This window comes from Streptomyces gelaticus (assembly GCF_014649535.1).
In the GTDB taxonomy this organism is placed as follows: Bacteria; Actinomycetota; Actinomycetes; order Streptomycetales; family Streptomycetaceae; genus Streptomyces; species Streptomyces gelaticus.
In genome coordinates this window covers 275,681-295,474 of sequence record NZ_BMTF01000005.1, presented here as the reverse complement: position 1 = coordinate 295,474, position 19,794 = coordinate 275,681, and the positions used below count along the sequence as shown (strand labels likewise).

The following is a 19,794-nucleotide window of genomic DNA, read 5'->3' as shown; positions in this document are numbered from 1 at the left end:
GAAGCCGAAGTCGTCGAAGAAGATCGTCGCGACCTGCCCGCACTGCTTCAACACCATCGCCAACGAGTACCCGCAGCTCGGCGGCGAGTACGAGGTCATCCACCACACCCAGTTGCTCCAGCACCTCATCGACGAGGGCAAGCTGATCCCGGTGACCCCGGTCGAGGGCCTGATCACGTACCACGACCCGTGCTACCTGGGCCGTCACAACAAGATCTACACCCCGCCGCGCGAGATCATCGCGAAGGTCCCGGGCCTCAGGAACGAGGAGATGCACCGCCACAAGGAGCGCGGCTTCTGCTGCGGCGCCGGTGGTGCCCGGATGTGGATGGAGGAGCGGATCGGCAAGCGCATCAACAACGAGCGCGTCGACGAAGCTCTGTCGCTGAACCCCGACATCGTCTCCACCGCCTGCCCGTTCTGCCTCGTCATGCTGACCGACTCGGTCAACGGCAAGAAGAACGACGGCAAGGCGAAGGAGTCGGTCCAGGTGGTCGACGTCTCGCAGCTGCTGCTGGACTCCGTGAAGACCCCTGCCGACCCGGCCGGGGAGACGGAGTCGGCGGACGAGCCGGAGCCGGAGCCGGTGAAGTAACCCGCTCAGTCGCATGACAGAAGCGGCCGGACCTGCCTCGGGGGCGGGACCGGCCGCTTTCTGCATCCGCGTTTCCCTGGGGCTGTCCCCCCGGGGTTCCCCTAGGGGATGTCACAGCTCGGCCGCAATGGCGGGCAGGTTCCCCAGGCCCTCTGACCGCACCGGCCCGGACCAGGTACGTTCGGTGACGTGGCTGGATTCAGGATCGGACGCGGCCGGGACAACCGCACCCCGCAGCAAGCGCAGCAGCAACCGCGGCAGCAGCCGTACGGCACACAGGCACCACCGCCGTACGGCCAGCAGCCCTGGCCGCCGACAGGAGGCAACGCGGCCCCGCCCCCGTACAACAACGGAGGCAACGGCGGGTACGGCAACGGTGGGCACGGCGGTGGCGGGCACGGCGGTGGCGGGCACGGCTACAACGGCGGCGGCCAGGGTGAGCCGGAGTACTTCGGCGACCCGTACCACCAGCCCCAGCACCCCCACGGCTCCCCCCAGCAGGGCGACCCGTACGCCAACTCCCCCGGCCACACCCAGGCGTTCAGCATCGGCGAGGACCCGTACGGCCCCGGCGACACCTACCGCGCCGGCCAGGCCCCCGCCCAGCCCGCGGGCCCCCGGCTGCACTGGAAGGAGCTGCTCACCGGCATCGTGCTCCGCCCGGGACCGACGTTCTGGCAGATGCGCGACTACCCCGTCTGGGGTCCGGCGCTCATCGTCACGTTCCTGTACGGCCTGCTCGCGCTCTTCGGCTTCGACCAGGCCCGGGACGACGCGATCCACGCGACGATCTCCACAGCGGTGCCCTACGTCATCATCACGGGCCTCGGCTTCGTCATCGGCGGCCTGGTCCTGGGCGCGGTCACGCACACCCTCGCCCGCCAGCTGGGCGGCGACGGCGCGTGGCAGCCGACGGTGGGCCTGTCCATGCTGATCATGTCGATCACGGACGCGCCCCGCCTGATATTCGCGGTCTTCCTCGGCGGCGAGAATTCCCTGGTCCAGATTCTCGGCTGGGGCACCTGGCTGGCCTCGGCCGCGCTCTTCACCTCGATGGTGAGCAAATCGCACGACCTGCCGTGGCCGAAGGCACTGGGCGCGTCCGCGATCCAGCTGATCGCTCTGCTGTCGATCATCAAACTGGGCACGCTCTGACACCCACGGAGCCACCTGCCCGAGGAAACCGAAAACCCCCGGCACACCGAGTGTGCCGGGGGTTTCTCACATCCTGTTCACGGCTCGGGCTCAGGCGTCCAGAACCTGCCCACTGCGCCGCACGACCGGCTTGTCCACGCTCCACGGGAAGTTGATCCAGCGGTCGGTCTTCTTCCACACGTATTCGCACTTCACCAGCGAATGCGACTTCTCGTAGATGACCGCGCTGCGCACCTCGGCGACATGATCGATACAGAAATCACGCACCAGCTTCAGCGTCTTCCCGGTATCGGCGACATCGTCGGCGATCAGGACCTTCTTGTCCGAGAAGTCGATGACGTTCGGCACCGGTGCCAGCATGACCGGCATTTCCAGGGTGGTGCCCACGCCGGTGTAGAACTCCACATTCACCAGGTGAATGTTCTTGCAGTCGAGCGCGTAGGCGAGCCCGCCGGCGACGAACACCCCGCCGCGCGCGATGCTCAGCACGACATCGGGCTCGAACCCGTCGTCCGCCACGGTCTGCGCCAGCTCACGCACGGCGCGGCCGAACCCCTCGTAGGTCAGGTTCTCCCGCACGTCATCCACACCGCTGCTGCTCACGGGACATCACACCTGGGTCCGATGGAAATTCATGAAGGAACGCGACGCGGTCGGCCCGCGCTGGCCCTGGTACCGCGACCCGTACCGCTCGGAGCCGTACGGGAACTCCGCGGGCGAACTCAGCCGGAACATGCACAGCTGCCCGATCTTCATTCCCGGCCACAGCTTTATCGGCAGTGTCGCCAGATTCGACAGCTCCAGCGTCACGTGCCCGGAGAATCCGGGGTCGATGAACCCGGCGGTCGAATGCGTCACAAGCCCGAGCCGCCCCAGCGAACTCTTGCCCTCCAGCCGCGAGGCGAGATCGTCCGGCAGCGAAATGACTTCGTACGTCGATGCGAGCACGAACTCACCGGGGTGCAGGATGAACGCCTCGTCCCCGTCCGGCTCGACCATGCGCGTCAGATCGGCCTGCTCGACGGCCGGATCAATATGTGGATAGCGGTGGTTCTCGAACACCCGGAAGTAGCGGTCGAGCCGCACATCGATGCTCGAGGGCTGCACCATCGACTCGTCGAACGGATCAATGCGCACACGTCCGGCGTCGATCTCGGCCCGGATGTCCTTATCTGAGAGAAGCACGCCCCGAGGATACGCAGAACGCGCGGGCCCACCCCAATCCGGGACCACCCGCGCGCCTGCCACCGCCGCCTACCGCTGCTCGGACACCACCGGCACGGCATGCCGCAACCGCGCACAACGCGGACAGCGAATGAGCCGACCGGGACCGATCCGCCCGGCCCCGAGCTGCTGCATCGGGAACGAAGCGGTAGCGAAAACGTGCCCTTCGGCACAGCGGACGACGGTGCGCTCCATGGAGTCCATCAAGTCCCTTCCCCAACAAGCCTTGGACGAAAAAGCCACATTAGGGGATGAACAGGACGCCGCTCCAGGCGGCACTCCGACCACCCACGCTACGCCCCCAACTCCCGCTCACGACAACCGCATCCACCTCCCGCCCACAACAAAAAGGCCCCACGGCTCAAACGCCGGGGACCTGCGATGGGGTACAGTATGGGACGGTAGCGCCGCGCGAGCGGGACGCTTCGCGGGTGTAGTTTAATGGTAGAACATGAGCTTCCCAAGCTCAGAGCGCGAGTTCGATTCTCGTCACCCGCTCCATGAAAAAGCCCCAGGCCAGCGCCCAGGGGCTTCTTTGTTATCTCTAGGCATCTTCAGCCTCTCCGTGCCCTCCGCGCGCTCGCCTGTACGCGGCGGCCATGGCGACGGAGGCTACCAAGACCTACCGCCACACGAAGCGGGCCGACACCGGCCTGTCCCAGGTGTGTGCATTCATGGACAGGGCCATCAATGAGCAGTTCGGCAACGACCACTTTGTCACCGCGCAGATGATCTGTTCGGTGAAGAGCAACTCATCGAGTGGACCAACCGAGCCGTCCGTGACCACACGGCGGTGCGGCCGGCCGGTGGTGCGCGCGCTCTCCCACGCCCTGGAACAGGAACGAGGCGGTGTCACCAGCGACGACGCGGCCATCTTTCTCATCGAGTGGCGCGGCGACGACGCCGATCATCTCGCCACCCTCGATTGAGCCGACAGCCACCTCCGCCACGGAGCCGAAGCCCCCGCAGCCCATCCGCGGTTCGCCAAGCCTCCCTCGGCCCGATGGACCAAGACAGCCGTCACCGCCGGAACCGTTGGACCTCCGGACGCCCCTTTTGCTTGTCGACGCTGTGGACGCGTCCCAGGAGGGCATGCGTCACTCGGCGTGCCTACGTCACAGAAGTCGAGCCAGATCACCCACGGCCCGCCGTCCGGGGGCGGCCACGGCACTTGCCCACTGGGCTTGCTACGAGAACTCGCCTTCCCAGAAGGATGGTTGACCGGACGAGGTCGGCGGGCTCGCGGCCACAGGGTCTCCTGCGAGCTGTCGGGAGGGCGCCCCGGAGGCCCCGGCCCGCAGACGCAGGTCCCGATGGACTGCAGACGTCGCAGCCGATTGGCCTCCTCGCTTTCGAAAAACGCTGCACTCGAGGTAAATGAATACCTGTGTCGGCGACCTCAGAATTTAACAGCCCTTACTGGGAGAGTTTCTGCCGCAGCACGCACGGGGAAATATTTGACGCACACAAGCCCCCACGTCGTGCTACTGTCGGACTCGGTTGCAGTTTTGGTACCCAAAAAAACTTCAAGCGCCTCCGGTCGGCCTCGATGCCGCAGGGAAGCGCTTTGTATTTCCGGTCATTTTCCGGGCGGGGCATCATCGCGGCGACACGGTTTCCGTACAGTACGGATTCCGGTGTACTGCCCAAAGGAGATATGACATGGCTAATGGCACCGTGAAGTGGTTCAACGCGGAAAAGGGTTTCGGCTTCATCGAGCAGGACGGTGGCGGCCCGGACGTGTTCGCCCACTTCTCGAACATCGCCGCCCAGGGCTTCCGCGAACTGCAGGAAGGCCAGAAGGTCAGCTTCGACATCGCGCAGGGCCAGAAGGGCCCGACGGCCGAGAACATCGTTTCCGCCTGACACCGGCGCGCATTTCGTAGCTGGGGCCCGCATCCCTCGGGGTGCGGGCTCCAGCTGCACGCATTTCCGTAGCGGTTTCGTCCACGGGAACACACTATTGAGGGACGCAGCCTCCTCGGAGTCGCGCCCGGCGATGCACCGGATTCTTTTTCGCACGCCATCCTCCATTTTTGCTTACGTCGACACGGATTTCCCGTGGGCCGCGTTCGCATTCCAGTCGGTCCGTTCCTGTGATTCCCCGTGCTGCTATTTCGCTGCGGAATTCCTTGATACGTGCCGTATCAAGGAAGGTTCTGTATGAACCCCACACGCACGAACAGCCGTTCCTCCCGTGCCCGCCGCAACGGCGGCCACGGGTACGACTCCGCTGCCGGTTCGGTTCGGGGCAGTCGCTCCGCTTCGTCCGGCCCGAGCCGTTCGGCAGGTCCGAACCGTTCGGGTGGCCGGCGGCCCGCCGCGATGCAGGGAGAGTTCGCCCTGCCCGAGACGATCACTCCGGCGCTGCCCGCAGTCGAGGTGTTCAGCGACCTCGACATGCCGACGAGCCTGCTGGCCGCGCTCACCGCGCAAGGCGTGGCCACGCCGTTTCCGATCCAGGGTGCGACGCTGCCGAACTCTCTGGCGGGCCGTGACGTCCTGGGCCGCGGCCGGACCGGCTCCGGCAAGACTCTCGCCTTCGGCCTGGCCCTGCTGGCCCGCACCGCCGGGCAGCGCGCCGAGCCCCGTCAGCCGCTGGCCCTGGTCCTGGTTCCCACCCGGGAACTCGCTCAGCAGGTCACCGATGCCCTCACCCCTTACGCCCGAGCCGTGAAGCTGCGCCTGGCCACCGTCGTCGGCGGGATGCCGATCGGCCGGCAGGCGAATGCGCTGCGGGGCGGCACCGAAGTCGTCGTCGCCACCCCCGGTCGCCTCAAGGACCTCATCGACCGCGGCGACTGCCGGCTGAACCAGGTCGCCATCACCGTCCTGGACGAGGCCGACCAGATGGCCGACATGGGCTTCATGCCGCAGGTCACCGCGCTCCTGGACCAGGTCCGCCCCGAGGGCCAGCGCATGCTGTTCTCCGCGACCCTGGACCGTAACGTCGACCTCTTGGTCCGTCGCTACCTCACCGACCCCGTCGTCCACTCCGTGGACCTCTCCCAGGGCGCGGTCACCACGATGGAACATCACGTGCTGCACGTGCACGGTGCCGACAAGCACCGGCTGACGACGGAGATCGCGGCGCGCGACGGCCGGGTGATCATGTTCCTGGACACCAAGCACGCCGTGGACCGCCTCACCCAGGACCTCCTCGCCAGCGGTGTCCGGGCTGCCGCCCTGCACGGCGGCAAGTCACAGCCGCAGCGCACCCGCACCCTCGCCCAGTTCAAGACAGGACACGTCACCGTCCTGGTCGCGACGAACGTCGCGGCGCGCGGCATTCACGTCGACCACCTCGACCTCGTCGTGAACGTGGACCCGCCGACCGACCACAAGGACTACCTCCACCGCGGCGGCCGTACCGCGCGGGCCGGCGAGTCCGGCAGTGTCGTCACCCTGGTCACCAACAACCAGCGCCGCGACATGACGCGCCTCATGGCGGCCGCGGGCATCGTGCCCCGGACCACCCAGGTCCGCTCCGGCGAGGAAGCGCTCCGCCGGATCACCGGCGCCCGGACCCCCTCCGGCATCCCCGTGACGATCACCGCGCCGGCACCCGAGCGGCGCAAGCGCGGCACGGCCTCCCGCGCTCGTCGCAGCCCGGCCGCGGCTGCCCGGCGCGTGAGCGGGCGACAGCCCGCCTTCGACGCGGCGGCCTGAGCACCGCGTGATCCGGAAGCTGACCCATCTCTGCAGGAGGCACGTTGTGACACTGGTCCGGATACAGCCCCACCCGGCGACCGCCGGCCCCGTGCCCCGGACGGCGCTCGACGCCATGGACACGGCCGCGCCACAGGTCTGCGACGACATGACCGTCGAGGTGGCCCTGTCCGTCATGGCCAGTGCCAGGACCGGACACCTGAGGGTCTGCGACAACGACGGTCTGTGCACCGGACTGATGACCCGGGCCCAGCTCACCGTCGTCCGCGACGGCCCCACCTACTCGGACCGGCTCCAGCTGCGCGACATCCTCGGCGACCGCGGGCCGCACACCTCGCCCGCCACCATGACGGCCGAGCACGCCACGCCCCACCGCCGGCCCGCTGCTCCGTCCGCCGTGGACGAACAGGACAGCGCGTCGGGCGTCCTCGCCCTGGCCCTCTGAACCGTCTCACCACGGCGGAACAATCTCCTTCCTCATCTCTGTGATCCCTGTGAGGCATCGTGCGCTGTGTTATCGCCCGCTTCCCGTTCGAACTCACCAGGAGCGGCGTCCTGGACTCCATGAAGGGCATCAAGCCCGAGGAGGTCGTCGGCGAGTCCGTGACCATCGGCCGCCGCGCCTACCCTGTCAAGCAGGTCGGCGAGGTCATCACCCGCCAGGATCGCCGCGACTTCAGCGCCGACGAAGTCCTCCGGGCCATGACCAAGCTCGGCTTCACCTGCCGCCGCCTCCCCCGGACCGCCGCCCCCACCCGCGCCCTCAGCCCGCTCCAGCACGCCTCCGCGATGCTCGGCGTCCCGGTGGCCGTCTGACTGTCTGACCGTTTGGCTGATGGGAAGCGCGAGCTGACAACCGAACAGCCAAGAGGGCCCGACCGGCACACGCCGGTCGGGCCCTCCCGCGTACCGGTGGGTTTCTCTGCGTGGCGCGACGTCAGTGATCGGAGTAGCTGAAGTCGCCCATGGTCCAGGCGCTGACATCCGCGATCGAGACGCGGTACATCCCACCCGTCTCCGGGATCCCCACCGTGCCCTGAAGGATCCGCGCCATATGGAAGTGCAGATACGCGGGCGGCCCCTCCCCTCGCGTCGTAGCGGTGAACATGGCGGAGAACTCGCCCAGATGGGACGAGTCCGTCAGGACCTCCGACACCCGTTGCCTCCACACGGCTTCGGGCGCCAGCCGGCCGGTGATGACAGCGCCACCGGTGACCACGGTCAGGGACATCTGATTGCTGTGCCCGGACTCCACCAACGTGGCGACGTCAACGAGCAGCTCGTCAGGCTTCGACATGAGAGCCGATCCTATTCACGAGTCGTCCCGTCCCCTCGACCGGTCGTGCTGCCGAGCAAGACGGACAGTCGCTGTCTTCCCCTCGGAGACCCGGCGGATGACCGCGGTCGCTCTGGCGAGCCGGTTGACCACGGGCCAGCCGGAGCCTCCGGCGAGGTCAATTACCTCCTCACGGGACACGCGAAAATCTCTATTGGCCGGAGTAGACATTGAGTGGTGGCGTGGTTATGGTTTCTCTCGTACCCCAGAGAGACAGCAGGGCCTGGCAGAGATGAACTGCCGGCAGTACATGTAGTTGCAGGACGGTGCGGCAGTGGAGTTTCGAAGCCAGGGTTGTCGCAGGACGGCGACGGGACTGACGGCCGGACCGGGTGGCCCGCAGTGAGGGGCCGCCAGAGCGGGACCGCTGTCATGGAAGTTGCGGTACCCGTGAGTGCAGTTCGCAGTACCCAGCAGTGAAGTGACTGAGCGGTACCTCGGTGAAGGCGTCGGCTGCGGACGCGCGCACCGGGAAGTTCGGCAGTGGGGTTCCAAGCCAGAGCAGACGCAGGAAGGGCAACGGGGCTGGCTGCCGGAGAGCGGCGCTGTCACAGGCCGCTGAGCAGTTCGCATCACCAGCAGTACGCAGTAGTGCAGTACCAGCAGTACGCAGTGCCCCATGGTAGGTAGTTGATCACCGAGGGAAGAACGGAGGAGCCCGCGCCATCAGGATCGCCCGGGCCGGAGCATTGAGCCCGGGTACCGCAGGACATCGATAGTGAGGTGGTCTCCGGTCAAGCAACCGCGATCCCCGCACTCCCGACAGCAGCCAGGTCGGGTCTGCGGACACAGAATGCCGGTGCAGTATCAGGGCCGGCAGGTGGTGTAGTAGTTCCTTCAGGGCCCTGGTGCCGTACGGCACCAGGGCCCCTCCATGCGTTCCACAAGAGAGGTGCAAGTGACAGCAGACGACTCGTACGGCCGGCTTGACGACGACGACTACCCCGCCTACACGATGGGCCGGGCCGCCGAGATGCTCGGCACCACCCAGGGCTTCCTCCGCGCCATCGGCGAAGCCCGCCTGATCACCCCCCTGCGCTCGGAGGGCGGCCACCGCCGCTACTCCCGCTACCAACTGCGCATCGCCGCCCGCGCCCGCGAACTGGTCGACCAGGGCACGTCCATCGAGGCCGCCTGTCGCATCGTCGTTCTGGAAGACCAGCTGGAAGAGGCGCAGCGCATCAACGCCGAGTACCGCCGCGCCGCCGAATCGGCAGAGCCGCCGACCGAGGACTGAGGCGGTGCGCGCCCGCCGGACATCACCGGACACCGGCGGGCACCGCGCACAGATGCAGGCGATTCCTCTGGTGACGGAGTGTGCGGCCGTGTACCGTCCCGGTGAGTTGTCGTGGTTCGGAAGTTCCCTCTGCCCACCCCTTCGGTGTGGGCGTTCTGCTGTGCTGTGCCGCAGGAACCAGGACGATCACCTCCGTCTTCCGCATGCAGCGGAAGTCGTGAATCGACTGGAAGGCATGAGACATGGCTACGGGAACTGTGAAGTGGTTCAACGCGGAGAAGGGCTTCGGCTTCATCGCTCAGGACGGTGGCGGCCCGGACGTCTTCGCCCACTACTCGGCGATCAACTCCTCGGGCTTCCGTGAGCTCCAGGAGGGTCAGGTCGTGACGTTCGACGTCACCCAGGGCCAGAAGGGCCCCCAGGCGGAGAACATCAACCCGGCCTGACCTCACCCACTCCACCGGCGGAACCAGGATCCCCTGGGTCTGGCCGCAGGCTATGGCGGCCCCGGACCGACTCGGTCCGGGGCTCGCTCACGCTCGTGCGGGGTTTGGATGTATGCGCGCGGGGTGCCGGCCGGGAAACGGCGGTACCGGGCAGGGGCTTCGCCTACTCCGTCCCCCTGGCAGCACCGCGTGCCACAACGTGCCGGTATCGGCGGTGAACAGCGGTCAACAAGGGATCGGCCGATACGGCCAGAACAGCACCTTCAGTGGGCGTTCTCACAGGTCAGGAGCCCTGCGGGCCATCAAGTACCGGGTGATTCCCAAGCTCAGAGCGCGAGTTCGATTCCCGTCACCCGCCCTTCGGATGAAGCCCCAGGTCAGAGACTTGGTGTTTCACTGTTGTCCAGACCTCTCAGGTTTCTCGGCCGGTGCAGCCGACACCCTTGCCGCGTATGGCCGGCGAGCCCGCCAGCCTGGCTCCTGCCGTCGCGAGCGATCACGCCGGCGACGGCAGAGGGCAGCGTGCGCTGGACACTCGTGCTCCACGGTAAATTCCGGGTCGGTACAGTGCGCGTCGCCCTAGCGTGTACCCATGAGTGAGGACACGTGGGCGGGAGTGCGGGAGCGGGTGCTCCGGCTCGCCGAACGCCCCGGAGCGGACAAAGTCTTCGGGGCACGGGGGCATGGCTTTCGCCTCGGTCCGGTCATGAGCGAGGAACAGCTCCGGGCACTGGAGGCGGACCTGGGCGTGGATCTGCCCGCGCAGTATCGGAGTTTTCTCCTCCATGTCGGAGGAGGGGGAGCCGGCCCCGACTACGGCCTGACGACACCGACCTTGGGCGACGGTGGGTGGCAGTGGCGCGGCATCGGGCTCGCCTTCTCCGCGCAGCCGACCACCGCCGAGTTCGCCGGACGGCCCTTCGTGGCCGAGGCGCTGCAAAGTGAGCTTGCCGCGCTTGAGGCGCAGGAGCCCGAGAAGGACGCCTTCGCCGCCGACGAGGAGTTCCGCCGCGCGTACGCGGCCTGGGATGCGCACTACGAGGAGCTGCATGACGCACAGGAGGCGGGCACGGTGTTTCTCAGCGAGCAGGGATGCGGCTATGCGTCGCTGATGGTGATGACGGGTCCGCACCGAGGTGCCATCTGGGAGGATCTGAGACCGATGGACCGAGGGATCGAGCCGACCGGGCTTGACTTCGCGTGCTGGTACCGAAGTTGGCTCGATCGCACCGAGCAGCGACTCGAAACCTGACAGGGTGAGGACCATGCAGTACTGCGAACGCCATGAAATGCACAACTGCGCGGACTGCGCTCCGCGCGCACCTCGCAGCAGTACATCCACCGGTGATTGGGACGAGTGGCCGGCGGCTGCGATCATCATCCACGCCAGCGGCAAGGCCCACCTCCCCGGCTGCACGCACATCGACCCGGTCGACATCCGGCCGCCCCGCTACGGCTGGGTGCTCACCCCCTCGCCCGGGGCATGGCGTCGTCTCGCGCCCTCCAGCCCGCTCCGCGCTGCCCAGGGCAACATCGAGCGGGCCGCTGTGAGCCGCTGCGAGAGTTGCGACTCGACGCAATAGGGACGCCGCTCGATTCCTTGGTGGGGGACCACCTGCCCATTCAGGCTGAGCCCCGTGGCCTCGTCGCAGAGAGAGGCGCGCTTGTGAGCGCATCGAAACCGTTGTCCTGGACTCACAAGGGCTTTCCGCCCGGAGGTGCAGGCGTTCGCCGAGGCGGGCGGCGCGCCGGAAACACGCGGAACACCGCACCCAGGGGTCTGTGGCATTGATCACAGCGAAAGCGCAGGTGGTGAATACAACTGCGCCCTTTCGCCTTTTCTGTCGGCCACGGTGCTGTGGTATCAGCCGGCACAGGTGAAGAACTCGTGGTGGTGGACCGTTGGCCCGGCCCTACGATCCCCTCAAGTCGCATCTGCGTGCCCCCTCCCGCTGCGACCCCTTCTTCTCTTTTTCCGGACACCGAAGGGCTCTTGTGAAGATTCGCCCGATTCTTGCCACAGCTGTTGCCGCCGCAGTGACCATGCCTGCTCTCCTGCTGTCGGTCACCCCCGCGTTCGCCGACGACAAGCCGGCAGCACAGACGCAGGACAAGACGCAGGACAAGCCGTCCATCGCGGAGCTGGAAAAGGCCGCCGCCGCCGCGAAGGCGACGTACGACGACGCCGTAGAGGCCGAGAGTGCCGCCAAGGCGGCTCTGGAAGCCGCCCTGTCCGACACCCATCCTCTGGCCGTGGCCGCCAAGGCCGCCGAGGCCGCGGCGGCGGAGGCCGCCGCCGCGAAGGTGAACGCCGACCAGGCGGTCATCGACGCCCAGGCCATGGTCGACGCACTCCCGGAAACGGCCACCGAGGAGGAGAAGGCCGCCGCCGCGACCAAGCTCACCGAAGCGAAGGCCGACGCCGAGACCGCCAAGGAGACCAAGGCCGCCGCCGACGCCGCGGTCGTGGAAGCCCTGGACGCGCGGGACGACGAGCGGGTCGCGGCGGCCCGGAAGCTGAACCAGGCGCAGAAGGCCACCAAGGCTGCCCTCGCTGACAAGACCGCCGCCGACGAGGCACTGGCCAAGGCGAAGGAGGAAGAGGAGGAGGGTGGCGAGGGCGGTGAGGACTGCGTCCCGGAGGCCAGGCTCACCACGGTCGTCACGGGTCTGCCGTCCACCGTCGTCGCCGGCACGAAGGTCGACTTCAATCTCCGGGTGACCAACGGCACCGACAAGACGATGGACGAGGTGCTTCCGTTCGCCTACGTCCACGCGACCGACCGGAGCGGGCTCAAGAGCATCGACGACCTGGTGCACCTGCAGTGGTCCTCCGCCTCGTCCTCGAAGTGGAAGACCGTCGACAACAAGCACTACATGGACGCCATCAGCCCGCTGAAGGCCGGCGCCCACGCCGACATCAAGATGCGCCTCAAGATCGACGCCTCGGCCCCCGCAGGCAACGGCGTCACCTTCGTCGCAGGTGACTACTTCAACGACAACGGCACCTGCGGCGGGAACCCGGACCTCGAAGGCTACGAGTTCCTGATCGCCGCCGCGGGCAGCAAGCCCGGCAAGGTCGACGACGCCAAGCCCAGCACCACCAAGCCGAACACCTCGGACGTCAAGGCGCAGAGCAGCGCGTCCCGTCCGGTGAGCGGCAGCCTCGCCGCCACGGGCTCGTCCTCCGCGATGCCGCAGCTTGCCGTCGCGAGCGGTGCGGCCGTGGCGATCGGCGGGGGCGCGGTGTTCCTCGTACGCCGCCGCAAGGCCGGCTTCCACGCCTGATGCATGGGGGTGGGGTGCCGACCGGGCACCCCACCTCCCCTCGGACTTGGCAGGCCCTTCCGCCCGCCAGCCGGTGGCCAACTCGGGGGCCGCCTTCGCACGATGACGGTGACGTTGTCGACGTCGATGTCCTTGCGGAGGCGTGCAGCCTGTTTCTCGGGGCGCATCGGGGCCGTACGCCCCATTTCTCGGCACCGCCGTCGGCTGGGGTCTTGACCGCCGCGCAGAACTGGCCCGGAGGCATCCCGGTGGTTGTGGACCGGACTGCCGTCTCTGCCGTCTTCGCCCCGCCCGCCATCCTCGGTGCCACGACCGCCTGGACGCTGTCGCTGCGGAATCCAACTCCCGCCCACGCAGAACGCCCGGCTGGGAAACCCCAGCCGAGCGTCTGACCGAACTGCTGACAACAGCCGCTTGACCAGCGGGTTGTTACGCCCTCTTGAATCCGCCACCGGGAGTTTGCTTGTGCATCCGGCGTGGCATCCAGGCTGCCATCAGGTCAGATCGTCGGCGTGTCATCGACGATTTCCTTGTGCGGTTCGACGATGAACTTCCAGCCCTCGCTGGGCTCCAGGAACCGCACTCGGGTCGGGTAGATGTCCAGGGCGCGGCGGTCGCGGTTCTGGTTGTTCGCGTTCTTCCGCGCCCGGGCCGGCTCCTCGTACAGGTCGACCTTGACGTCCGGCACCGCGACGACTTCCTCGCTCCAGCGCTGAACAACCCCCGCACCGAACGCGTCCCGCGCGGCGGAGTAGAGCGACTCCAGGGATTCCTTGTTCCCGCTGGGCACGAAGAGGGCAAGGTTCAGGAGGACGCCGGCACTCTGGAGAACCTCGATTTCCTCGCCCGCCTTGTCAGCGATCCAGATCCCGGCCTCCTCAGCGTTGTCCGGGAGGACGTGAACCTCCTCACCGAAAACCGTCCTCGCAGCGAAGGACCCTCCCTCGAAATTCTTGCCCGGCTCCGTGAGGAAAGCCGGGGCATAGCAGTCGAGAGGAAGGCCACTCATCCCTGCCGAGACGAAGATAGCGTCCTGGGGGCCCAAGCCTGAAATCTCTTCGGCCGTAAGACGTCGAGCCGTAACCTTCTCGGTATTCACGCCATTCCCCTTTTAATCGCGGCGTCCTGCGAATTCATTAAGACTCTACCACGAAAATGATCAGTCACTTCCCATTACGCATGTCCTGCACTCACGGCGGCACCGGCCGACCTGCGAGCAATTCCTTCCAGGAGAGCAGCGGACAACTCCCCCTGCACCGCCGAAGAAACGCAGCACTCATAGAGAAATTCGGCGCGCGACCCAAGGACTGCCCCGTAATCCCTGGTGGACCAGCGTGCGGTGTCAGATGTGGCGCATCGCAAGACGGACGGGCGTCCGCATACCGGATGTATGCGGAAGTTCCGACAATGCCGGAAGGCGCCGTAGCTGTCGCCGCGCACCCGCAAGGGATTACGGGATACCCCTTTTAGGGACAACACAAGCAGATTGCGCATTCACAGCACCCTGCGCCCCCCGGACAGAACACCGAACTGCGCGCACCGAGCGACAACTCCGATCGAATCAAAATTGGGTGGGCTTTCCGTTCTCAGCGACACGCCGACGACTGCGAACCACCATGCAGGGTTCCGCGATTACGGAAGTCAACAGCGGTCTCTGCCGGTTTCGAGATCGCAATCCCAGCCCCCGGCATTTTTCGCGGGGAGCTCGGGTGTGTCTCCGGGCATCGTGGCTCCTCAAGGCGTACGAACAGCGGCGGAACGCTGTGGGCACGCCAGTACGCGCCACCGACAACCCGTGCAGCAACGACCGCCTCATCACACCCCCCGACTGCGAGTGCAGCGAGACCCGAACTGATCCGGGGGATCGCCGACGAGGAGGCCCTCTGCGCGCGTATCCGCAGCTCAGAGGCCATACGCGGGACCAAGTGCCGGGGTGATTCCCAAGCTCGGAGCGCGAGTTCGATTCTCGTCACCCACCCCATGACGGGGACCCGACTCAGGGCTCGGGGTCTCGTGGTGGTGCGCGGTGACCAGTCATCACCACCGTTCTGCGACCCATAGGTCATGTACATGCAAAGTGCTAGAATCCGGCCACTCGCCTGGGGGGTGTCTGAACGTCATATGCGCCGCGCGTCCATGACCTGCGGCTCAACGGCGTACGCACAAGTCTCTCCAAGCCTTCGCCTACCCTCCCCGGAGAGGTCCTGCATGGGCAGACGTGCGCCCGTACGATGCGCCACCGCCGCCGCTGTTTCCTTCACACTCGCCCTCGGACTCGGCCCGCTCACGGCCGGCATTGCGCATGGGGAGACGGTCACCGGAGAGGTGGTCGTGCCGGCCACCATGTCCACGACTCCCCGGACGGGCCTGCTGAGCGCGGGGCCCTCGGGGTTCCTCCGGTACGAGGAGGGGCGGGGCCAGCTGTGGACGACGTACGACGGTGTCGACACGGTCGTCGATGCCTCGGGCACGGACGTGTACGGCGTCACGAGTGCCGGCGCGGGCTCGGACGTCGTCGCCCGCTACGACAACTCCGCCAGGACCGTGACGCTGCGGAACATGACGTCCGGCCAGGTCAGTACGGTCGCGCTCCCCGACGGGCACTCGTACTTCAGCACCCTCGGGTCGACGGTCGTCACGACGGCGGGAACCCCGGGCGCCGACTCCGTGTGGCACCTCCTGGACGCCCGGGCCGACGGCTCCGTCACCGACCGCACGGTGGAAGGCGTCCCCTCCGGCGTCCACCTGTGGTCCGCCGCGGGGCTCGGCGACGCACACGGACAGGTCGTGCGGTACCGGAAGGGCGACGACGAAGTCACCGGGTGGCTCGATGTCGAGCAGGGGCGCTTCACCGCCCTGCCGTACACCGTGCAGTCGTGGCACGACATGGTCGCGCTCAGCCCCACCCACCTGGTGTGGTTCTACGACGGCACCCTGCACGTCGCCTCCCGCCAGAACCCGGCCGCCGCCGTGCGAACCGTAGCGGTCGGCGACATCGCGCAGGTGCTGGGCCTGGTCGGCGACACCGTCATCGTGTCCCGGTACGACTCCTCCCTGGGCCGCTACGACACCAGTCGCCCGGTCTCACGGGTCGAGGCCGTCCCCCTCGACGGCTCCGCGCCGCGGACGCTGCTGGCCCGGACGTCACGGCAGGCCATGCCGACTCCTGACGGCGGGCTGCTGGTCGCGGGCGGCGCCGACCCGGACCACTGGGGCGTCTCCCTCGTCGAGGCCACCGGGGGCGGTGGGGTCACCGTGCGCCGGATCGCGGACGCGTACCCCCAAAAGACCGCACACACGGTCTCCCAGTTGACCCTCGCCCAGGGGCGGTTGACCACCGTGGAGCGGGACCCCGTGGGTGACTGGTCGTATCTCCACACCCGGGAGACCGGCGTGGCCGGATCCCCCACGGCGGGGGCGCGCACCACCCGCGGCCGTATCGCGCTGGAGGACTACTCGGAGGGCCGTCCTCGTCTCATCGACACCGGCGACGGCCGGACGGTCATCTCCGGCCACGGCACGAGCGCCGCCCAGCAGCCCCAGTTCCTCGGGGCCGCCCAGTCGCTGCCCGGCACCCGGATCGACAGCTCCCGCAGCTACCGGACCGCGACCGCCGCCAACGGCCGCTTCGCCGCCCTGACCAGGCCGTACGACAGCACCGGCGCGGCGGAGACCCGGATCGTCGATCTCGACACCGGGCGCACGGTGTACACGACGACGGAGACCGTGCGGGCGATGTGGGGCACCACCGTGTGGGTGATGTCCGGCAACGACACCGTGGTCCCCGTCGACCTGCTGACCGGGCAGCAGGGCGAGCCGGTCCGGTTCGGGCGCGGCTGCCTGCTGAACGACTTCCAGGCGGTCGGGCGGTGGCTGCTGTGGAACTGCGTGCTCAACTCGGAGGGCCAGGGCGTCTACGACACCGTCACCCAGCGGAACCTGACCCTTGTCTCCGGCTCCGGCTGGGAGCAGGCGCAGCTCGGCGACGGCTTCGTCGCGACGGTCGAGGCCGACCGGCTGAAGGTGATCGACGTCCGCAGCGGGACGCCCGTGTCGCACAGCGCCGGGAAGTTCGAGGGGAACGCCTGGGACGTCGACCCGTACACCGGCGTGATCGCCCAGCTCCGCTCCGACAACACCATCCGTCTGACCTCCAGCGACGTTCCCGTCTCCGCTCTCGTGCAGCGCGACGCCACCGCCGCCGCCTCGGTGGACGTCAAGGGCGGCGCCGCGCAGTGGAGCCCGAAGTGGTGGCTGAACAAGCCCGCGGCCTCCTGGCAGCTCGTGATCAACAACAGAGCCGGTACGGCCGTGCGCACGCTCTCCGGCGGCCTGGCACGCGGCGTGGTGACCCCGGCCTGGAACGGCAAGGACGGCTCCGGCCGGCTGGTGCCCAACGGCGCCTACTCCTGGAAGCTGACCGTCACCCCCGCGGACGGGCAGGGCGCGGCGCTGACGAAGGCGGGCACGGTCGAGATCACCGGAGCCGCCGCGGCCCGCCGCGACTTCGTCGGATCGGACGGCTTCGGCGAGCTGTTGACGCTGAACGGCTCGGGCGGGCTGACGTACCAGTACGGGACGGGGAAGGGAACGTTCACCGGGAAGCGAACGGGCTCCGGGTGGCCGACCACGGTGAAGGCGGTGCCCTTCGGCGACCTGAGCGGTGACCGGTGCAACGACGTGCTCGTCCGGTTCGGCAGCGGCGCTTTGCGCGCCTACCGGCCCTCGTGCGGTTCGGCGGTGACGCCTTCCACCGCGTACACCTCGCTGGGCACGGGCTGGAACCAGTACGACGTGCTGACCTCGCCCGGGGACATCAGCGGTGACGGCCGGGCCGACCTGATCGCCCGCCAGTCCTCGACCGGCGACGTCTACCTCTACAAGGCGACGAGCACGGGCAAGCTCTCCACCAGGGTGAAGATCGCGTCCAAGTGGACGGGTTACAAGAAGATCCTGGGCGCGGGTGACCTCAACGGCGACGGTTACGGCGACCTGCTGGTGCACGACAGGTCGAACGAGCTGTGGCGCTACGACGGCACCGCGACCGGCAGGTTCAAGAGCCGCGTGAAGGTCTTCAACGACTGGGGCTCGTCGTACAACGTGATCGTGGGCGTCGACGACATCACCGGCGACGGCAAGGCCGACATCGTCTCCCGCGACACCTCCGGCACCGTCTGGCGCAACAACGGCAACGGCAAGGGCTCCTTCGGCGGCCGTACGAAGATCGCCACCGGTTGGCAGGGGTACAAGGGCCTGTTCTGAGACGGCCTTTGCCACTGCCCCGCGGGCCCGGACAACGTGATTCGTCCGGGCCCGTTCCATGCCGCAGGCCCAACCCCGGCGACCACTGCCCGGCGAACGAACCGCGGGATGGCGCGTCCATGACATCCAGCGCTGATTCGGCGCCGGGGACAGAACACACCGCGCGGCGTCCTGCGAGGCACGTGGTCCCGGTCCTGCCGGCGAGCAGCCGTACCCCGGCCACCTGGTCCTCCGTGCCGGAGGCAGCCGGAGCGCAGCCGCCCGGAACACGAAGCTCGGTGGTGCTGCAGGTTCGGGACCGCCGGTGCTGTAGTTGCCTGGGACAGCGGCACAACGGCTACGGGCGGGGCGACGGCGGTATCAGGCGGGGTTGCCCCGCCTCGGCGAAGCCGACGGGTCTCCTGGCCGAAGGTGCAACATCGCCGACGACGCTGCGGGACCTGGGCTCAGCCGGCCCCCTGGCCCCCCAGTGTGTGCCGCTGGATCAGCCGTGAGATGTCCTTCGCCGTGACGATCCCCACCAGATGGCCCCCGTCCACGACGAGAATGTTCATGCCAGTACCTGGGCGGAGTTTGTCGAGAGCCTCACTCAGAAGATCACTCGGGGCGGCAACCGCGCACTGCGCCAGCGGGGTCGCCACCTCGCGCACGCGCAGCGCCTCCCGGCGCGCTTCCGGTACCCGGGCAAGCCTGCGTATCTGAACGATCCCGCTGGGACGGCCTTCGAAATCGAGCAGCGGCACGGCGGAATGGCCGGAGTCCACCGCCACCTCGTCGATGAAATGCCGAATGGTCAGCCAGTCGGCGCCGGTAGTCACCGGGCTGGACATGCCATCGGCAACCTTGATGCCCCGCAGTGCCGTGTGGATCACGGCGCGCTGCCGTTCGGCCCCGGCGACGACCATGATGAAGAGACCGACGAAGACGAGCCACAGCCCGCCCGGCGCCCCGCGCAGCAAGGAGATCCAGCCGAAGGCCAGCAGCAGCCCGCCCACGACCTGACCGCTTCGGGAGGCCGCCCGATCCGCACGTTCCCGGTCTCCGGTACGCCACCACAACAGCGCCTGCACCACCCTTCCGCCGTCGAGCGGCGCAGCGGGAAGGAGGTTGAACGCGCCCAGGAACAGGTTCGCCCAGCCGAGCCACACCGCAACGGCGGCAGGCACCCCCCAGCCGGACATCGCGTGCAGCCCGATTCCTGCTCCGAGCGCGGCGCTTCCGACGGCCAGGCTGGTGAGCGGCCCGCTGATCGCCACTGCGAAAGCCACCGCGGCCGTCGGCGGTCGCCCCATCCGGGTCATCCCGCCCAGCGCCCACAGCGTCACATCCTGCACCGCGATCTTCTTCCTGCGGGCAGTCGCAGCATGTGCCGTCTCGTGGAGCAGGAGGCTGCCCATGAGCAGCACGGCCCCCACGGCACTGGCGAAGGTGTAGACCGCATCCGAGCGCCCTGGAGTCCATGCGGGGAGGGTCTTGCGGCCGAGACCGTACGCGAACAGGACCACCAGCAGCGGCACGCTCCAATGCATCCGCAGTGGTACCCCGACAACTTGTCCGACACGGACCGAGCCGTTCATCGTCG

Annotated in this window: 17 protein-coding genes, 1 tRNA gene and 1 pseudogene; 14 read left to right on the top strand and 5 right to left on the bottom strand. The window is 68.0% G+C overall.

All coding sequences use genetic code 11. The annotated features are described in order from the left end of the window. Together IE107_RS34795 and IE107_RS10240 are read left to right on the top strand one after the other, a co-directional pair. On the top strand, window positions 1-595 hold a 595-nt coding region (locus IE107_RS34795), incomplete at its 5' end, for a (Fe-S)-binding protein (protein ID WP_229866812.1). Window positions 596-784: 189 nt separating this feature from the next. Further along, window positions 785-1,750, top strand: a complete 966-nt coding sequence (locus IE107_RS10240; RefSeq protein WP_189543372.1) for a Yip1 family protein — start codon at window positions 785-787, stop codon at window positions 1,748-1,750. A 90-nt stretch (window positions 1,751-1,840) separates the two neighbouring features. On the opposite strand, the gene IE107_RS10235 is transcribed toward IE107_RS10240, so the two are convergent. Next, window positions 1,841-2,338 (bottom strand): phosphoribosyltransferase, encoded by a 498-nt coding sequence (locus IE107_RS10235; protein ID WP_189543458.1) that lies wholly within the window; start codon window positions 2,336-2,338, stop codon window positions 1,841-1,843. A 21-nt stretch (window positions 2,339-2,359) separates the two neighbouring features. After that, window positions 2,360-2,935, bottom strand: coding sequence for a dCTP deaminase (gene dcd, locus IE107_RS10230; RefSeq protein WP_189543371.1), 576 nt, complete (start codon window positions 2,933-2,935; stop codon window positions 2,360-2,362). 466 nt (window positions 2,936-3,401) lie between these two features. Between dcd and IE107_RS10225 the strand changes: the two genes are divergently transcribed. The 6 genes and pseudogenes from IE107_RS10225 to IE107_RS10200 all read left to right on the top strand — a co-directional run bounded on the left by IE107_RS10225 (window position 3,402) and on the right by IE107_RS10200 (window position 7,459). Continuing rightward, window positions 3,402-3,475: transfer RNA gene (locus IE107_RS10225), tRNA-Gly, on the top strand. Between the two features lie 83 nt (window positions 3,476-3,558). Next, window positions 3,559-3,903: pseudogene (locus tag IE107_RS10220) on the top strand (hypothetical protein); the annotation flags it as partial. Between the two features lie 733 nt (window positions 3,904-4,636). Continuing rightward, entirely contained in the window at window positions 4,637-4,840 is a 204-nt protein-coding gene (locus IE107_RS10215) for a cold-shock protein (RefSeq protein WP_015034665.1), read from the top strand. A gap of 297 nt (window positions 4,841-5,137) precedes the next feature. After that, a complete protein-coding gene (locus tag IE107_RS10210) occupies window positions 5,138-6,643 on the top strand; it encodes a DEAD/DEAH box helicase (RefSeq protein ID WP_189543370.1) in 1,506 nt (501 codons plus the stop codon). Between the two features lie 46 nt (window positions 6,644-6,689). Further along, window positions 6,690-7,088, top strand: a complete 399-nt coding sequence (locus IE107_RS10205) for a CBS domain-containing protein (protein ID WP_189543369.1) — start codon at window positions 6,690-6,692, stop codon at window positions 7,086-7,088. 59 nt (window positions 7,089-7,147) lie between these two features. Further along, window positions 7,148-7,459 carry an SCO5918 family protein gene (locus IE107_RS10200; RefSeq protein ID WP_189543368.1) on the top strand — a complete coding sequence of 104 codons (312 nt, stop codon included), beginning with the start codon at window positions 7,148-7,150 and terminating at the stop codon, window positions 7,457-7,459. Between the two features lie 121 nt (window positions 7,460-7,580). On the opposite strand, the gene IE107_RS10195 is transcribed toward IE107_RS10200, so the two are convergent. Beyond that, window positions 7,581-7,940, bottom strand: coding sequence for a GvpU-like protein (locus tag IE107_RS10195; protein WP_189543366.1), 360 nt, complete (start codon window positions 7,938-7,940; stop codon window positions 7,581-7,583). Window positions 7,941-8,877: 937 nt separating this feature from the next. Here IE107_RS10195 and IE107_RS10190 point away from each other — a divergent pair. From IE107_RS10190 to IE107_RS10170, 5 genes are all read left to right on the top strand, one after another. Then, entirely contained in the window at window positions 8,878-9,216 is a 339-nt protein-coding gene (locus IE107_RS10190; RefSeq protein ID WP_189543364.1) for a MerR family transcriptional regulator, read from the top strand. A gap of 242 nt (window positions 9,217-9,458) precedes the next feature. Then, window positions 9,459-9,662, top strand: a complete 204-nt coding sequence (locus tag IE107_RS10185; RefSeq protein WP_008735947.1) for a cold-shock protein — start codon at window positions 9,459-9,461, stop codon at window positions 9,660-9,662. 592 nt (window positions 9,663-10,254) lie between these two features. Further along, window positions 10,255-10,914, top strand: a complete 660-nt coding sequence (locus tag IE107_RS10180; protein WP_189543362.1) for an SMI1/KNR4 family protein — start codon at window positions 10,255-10,257, stop codon at window positions 10,912-10,914. A gap of 13 nt (window positions 10,915-10,927) precedes the next feature. Then, window positions 10,928-11,245 carry a hypothetical protein gene (locus tag IE107_RS10175; protein WP_189543360.1) on the top strand — a complete coding sequence of 106 codons (318 nt, stop codon included), beginning with the start codon at window positions 10,928-10,930 and terminating at the stop codon, window positions 11,243-11,245. A gap of 412 nt (window positions 11,246-11,657) precedes the next feature. Then, window positions 11,658-12,950 carry an LAETG motif-containing sortase-dependent surface protein gene (locus tag IE107_RS10170; RefSeq protein ID WP_189543358.1) on the top strand — a complete coding sequence of 431 codons (1,293 nt, stop codon included), beginning with the start codon at window positions 11,658-11,660 and terminating at the stop codon, window positions 12,948-12,950. A gap of 499 nt (window positions 12,951-13,449) precedes the next feature. On the opposite strand, the gene IE107_RS10165 is transcribed toward IE107_RS10170, so the two are convergent. Beyond that, window positions 13,450-14,049 carry a hypothetical protein gene (locus IE107_RS10165; RefSeq protein WP_189543356.1) on the bottom strand — a complete coding sequence of 200 codons (600 nt, stop codon included), beginning with the start codon at window positions 14,047-14,049 and terminating at the stop codon, window positions 13,450-13,452. 1,109 nt (window positions 14,050-15,158) lie between these two features. On the opposite strand from IE107_RS10165, the gene IE107_RS10160 reads away from it, so the two are divergent. After that, window positions 15,159-18,212, top strand: coding sequence for an FG-GAP-like repeat-containing protein (locus tag IE107_RS10160; protein WP_189543354.1), 3,054 nt, complete (start codon window positions 15,159-15,161; stop codon window positions 18,210-18,212). A 446-nt stretch (window positions 18,213-18,658) separates the two neighbouring features. Here the strand turns inward: IE107_RS10160 and IE107_RS10155 are convergent, their stop codons facing one another. Continuing rightward, a complete protein-coding gene (locus IE107_RS10155) occupies window positions 18,659-19,789 on the bottom strand; it encodes a site-2 protease family protein (protein WP_189543352.1) in 1,131 nt (376 codons plus the stop codon). Window positions 19,790-19,794 lie beyond the last annotated feature (5 nt).

Excerpts from the sequence above, each read along its gene's own strand:
- IE107_RS10215 (WP_015034665.1), top strand. The coding sequence starts at position 4,637 with ATGGCTAATGGCACCGTGAAGTGGTTCAACGCGGAAAAGGGTTTCGGC.
- IE107_RS10210 (WP_189543370.1), top strand. The coding sequence starts at position 5,138 with ATGAACCCCACACGCACGAACAGCCGTTCCTCCCGTGCCCGCCGCAAC.
- IE107_RS10195 (WP_189543366.1), bottom strand. The coding sequence starts at position 7,940 with ATGTCGAAGCCTGACGAGCTGCTCGTTGACGTCGCCACGTTGGTGGAG.
- IE107_RS10185 (WP_008735947.1), top strand. The coding sequence starts at position 9,459 with ATGGCTACGGGAACTGTGAAGTGGTTCAACGCGGAGAAGGGCTTCGGC.
- IE107_RS10180 (WP_189543362.1), top strand. The coding sequence starts at position 10,255 with ATGAGTGAGGACACGTGGGCGGGAGTGCGGGAGCGGGTGCTCCGGCTC.
- IE107_RS10175 (WP_189543360.1), top strand. The coding sequence starts at position 10,928 with ATGCAGTACTGCGAACGCCATGAAATGCACAACTGCGCGGACTGCGCT.
- IE107_RS10160 (WP_189543354.1), top strand. The coding sequence starts at position 15,159 with ATGGGCAGACGTGCGCCCGTACGATGCGCCACCGCCGCCGCTGTTTCC.
- IE107_RS10155 (WP_189543352.1), bottom strand. The coding sequence starts at position 19,789 with ATGAACGGCTCGGTCCGTGTCGGACAAGTTGTCGGGGTACCACTGCGG.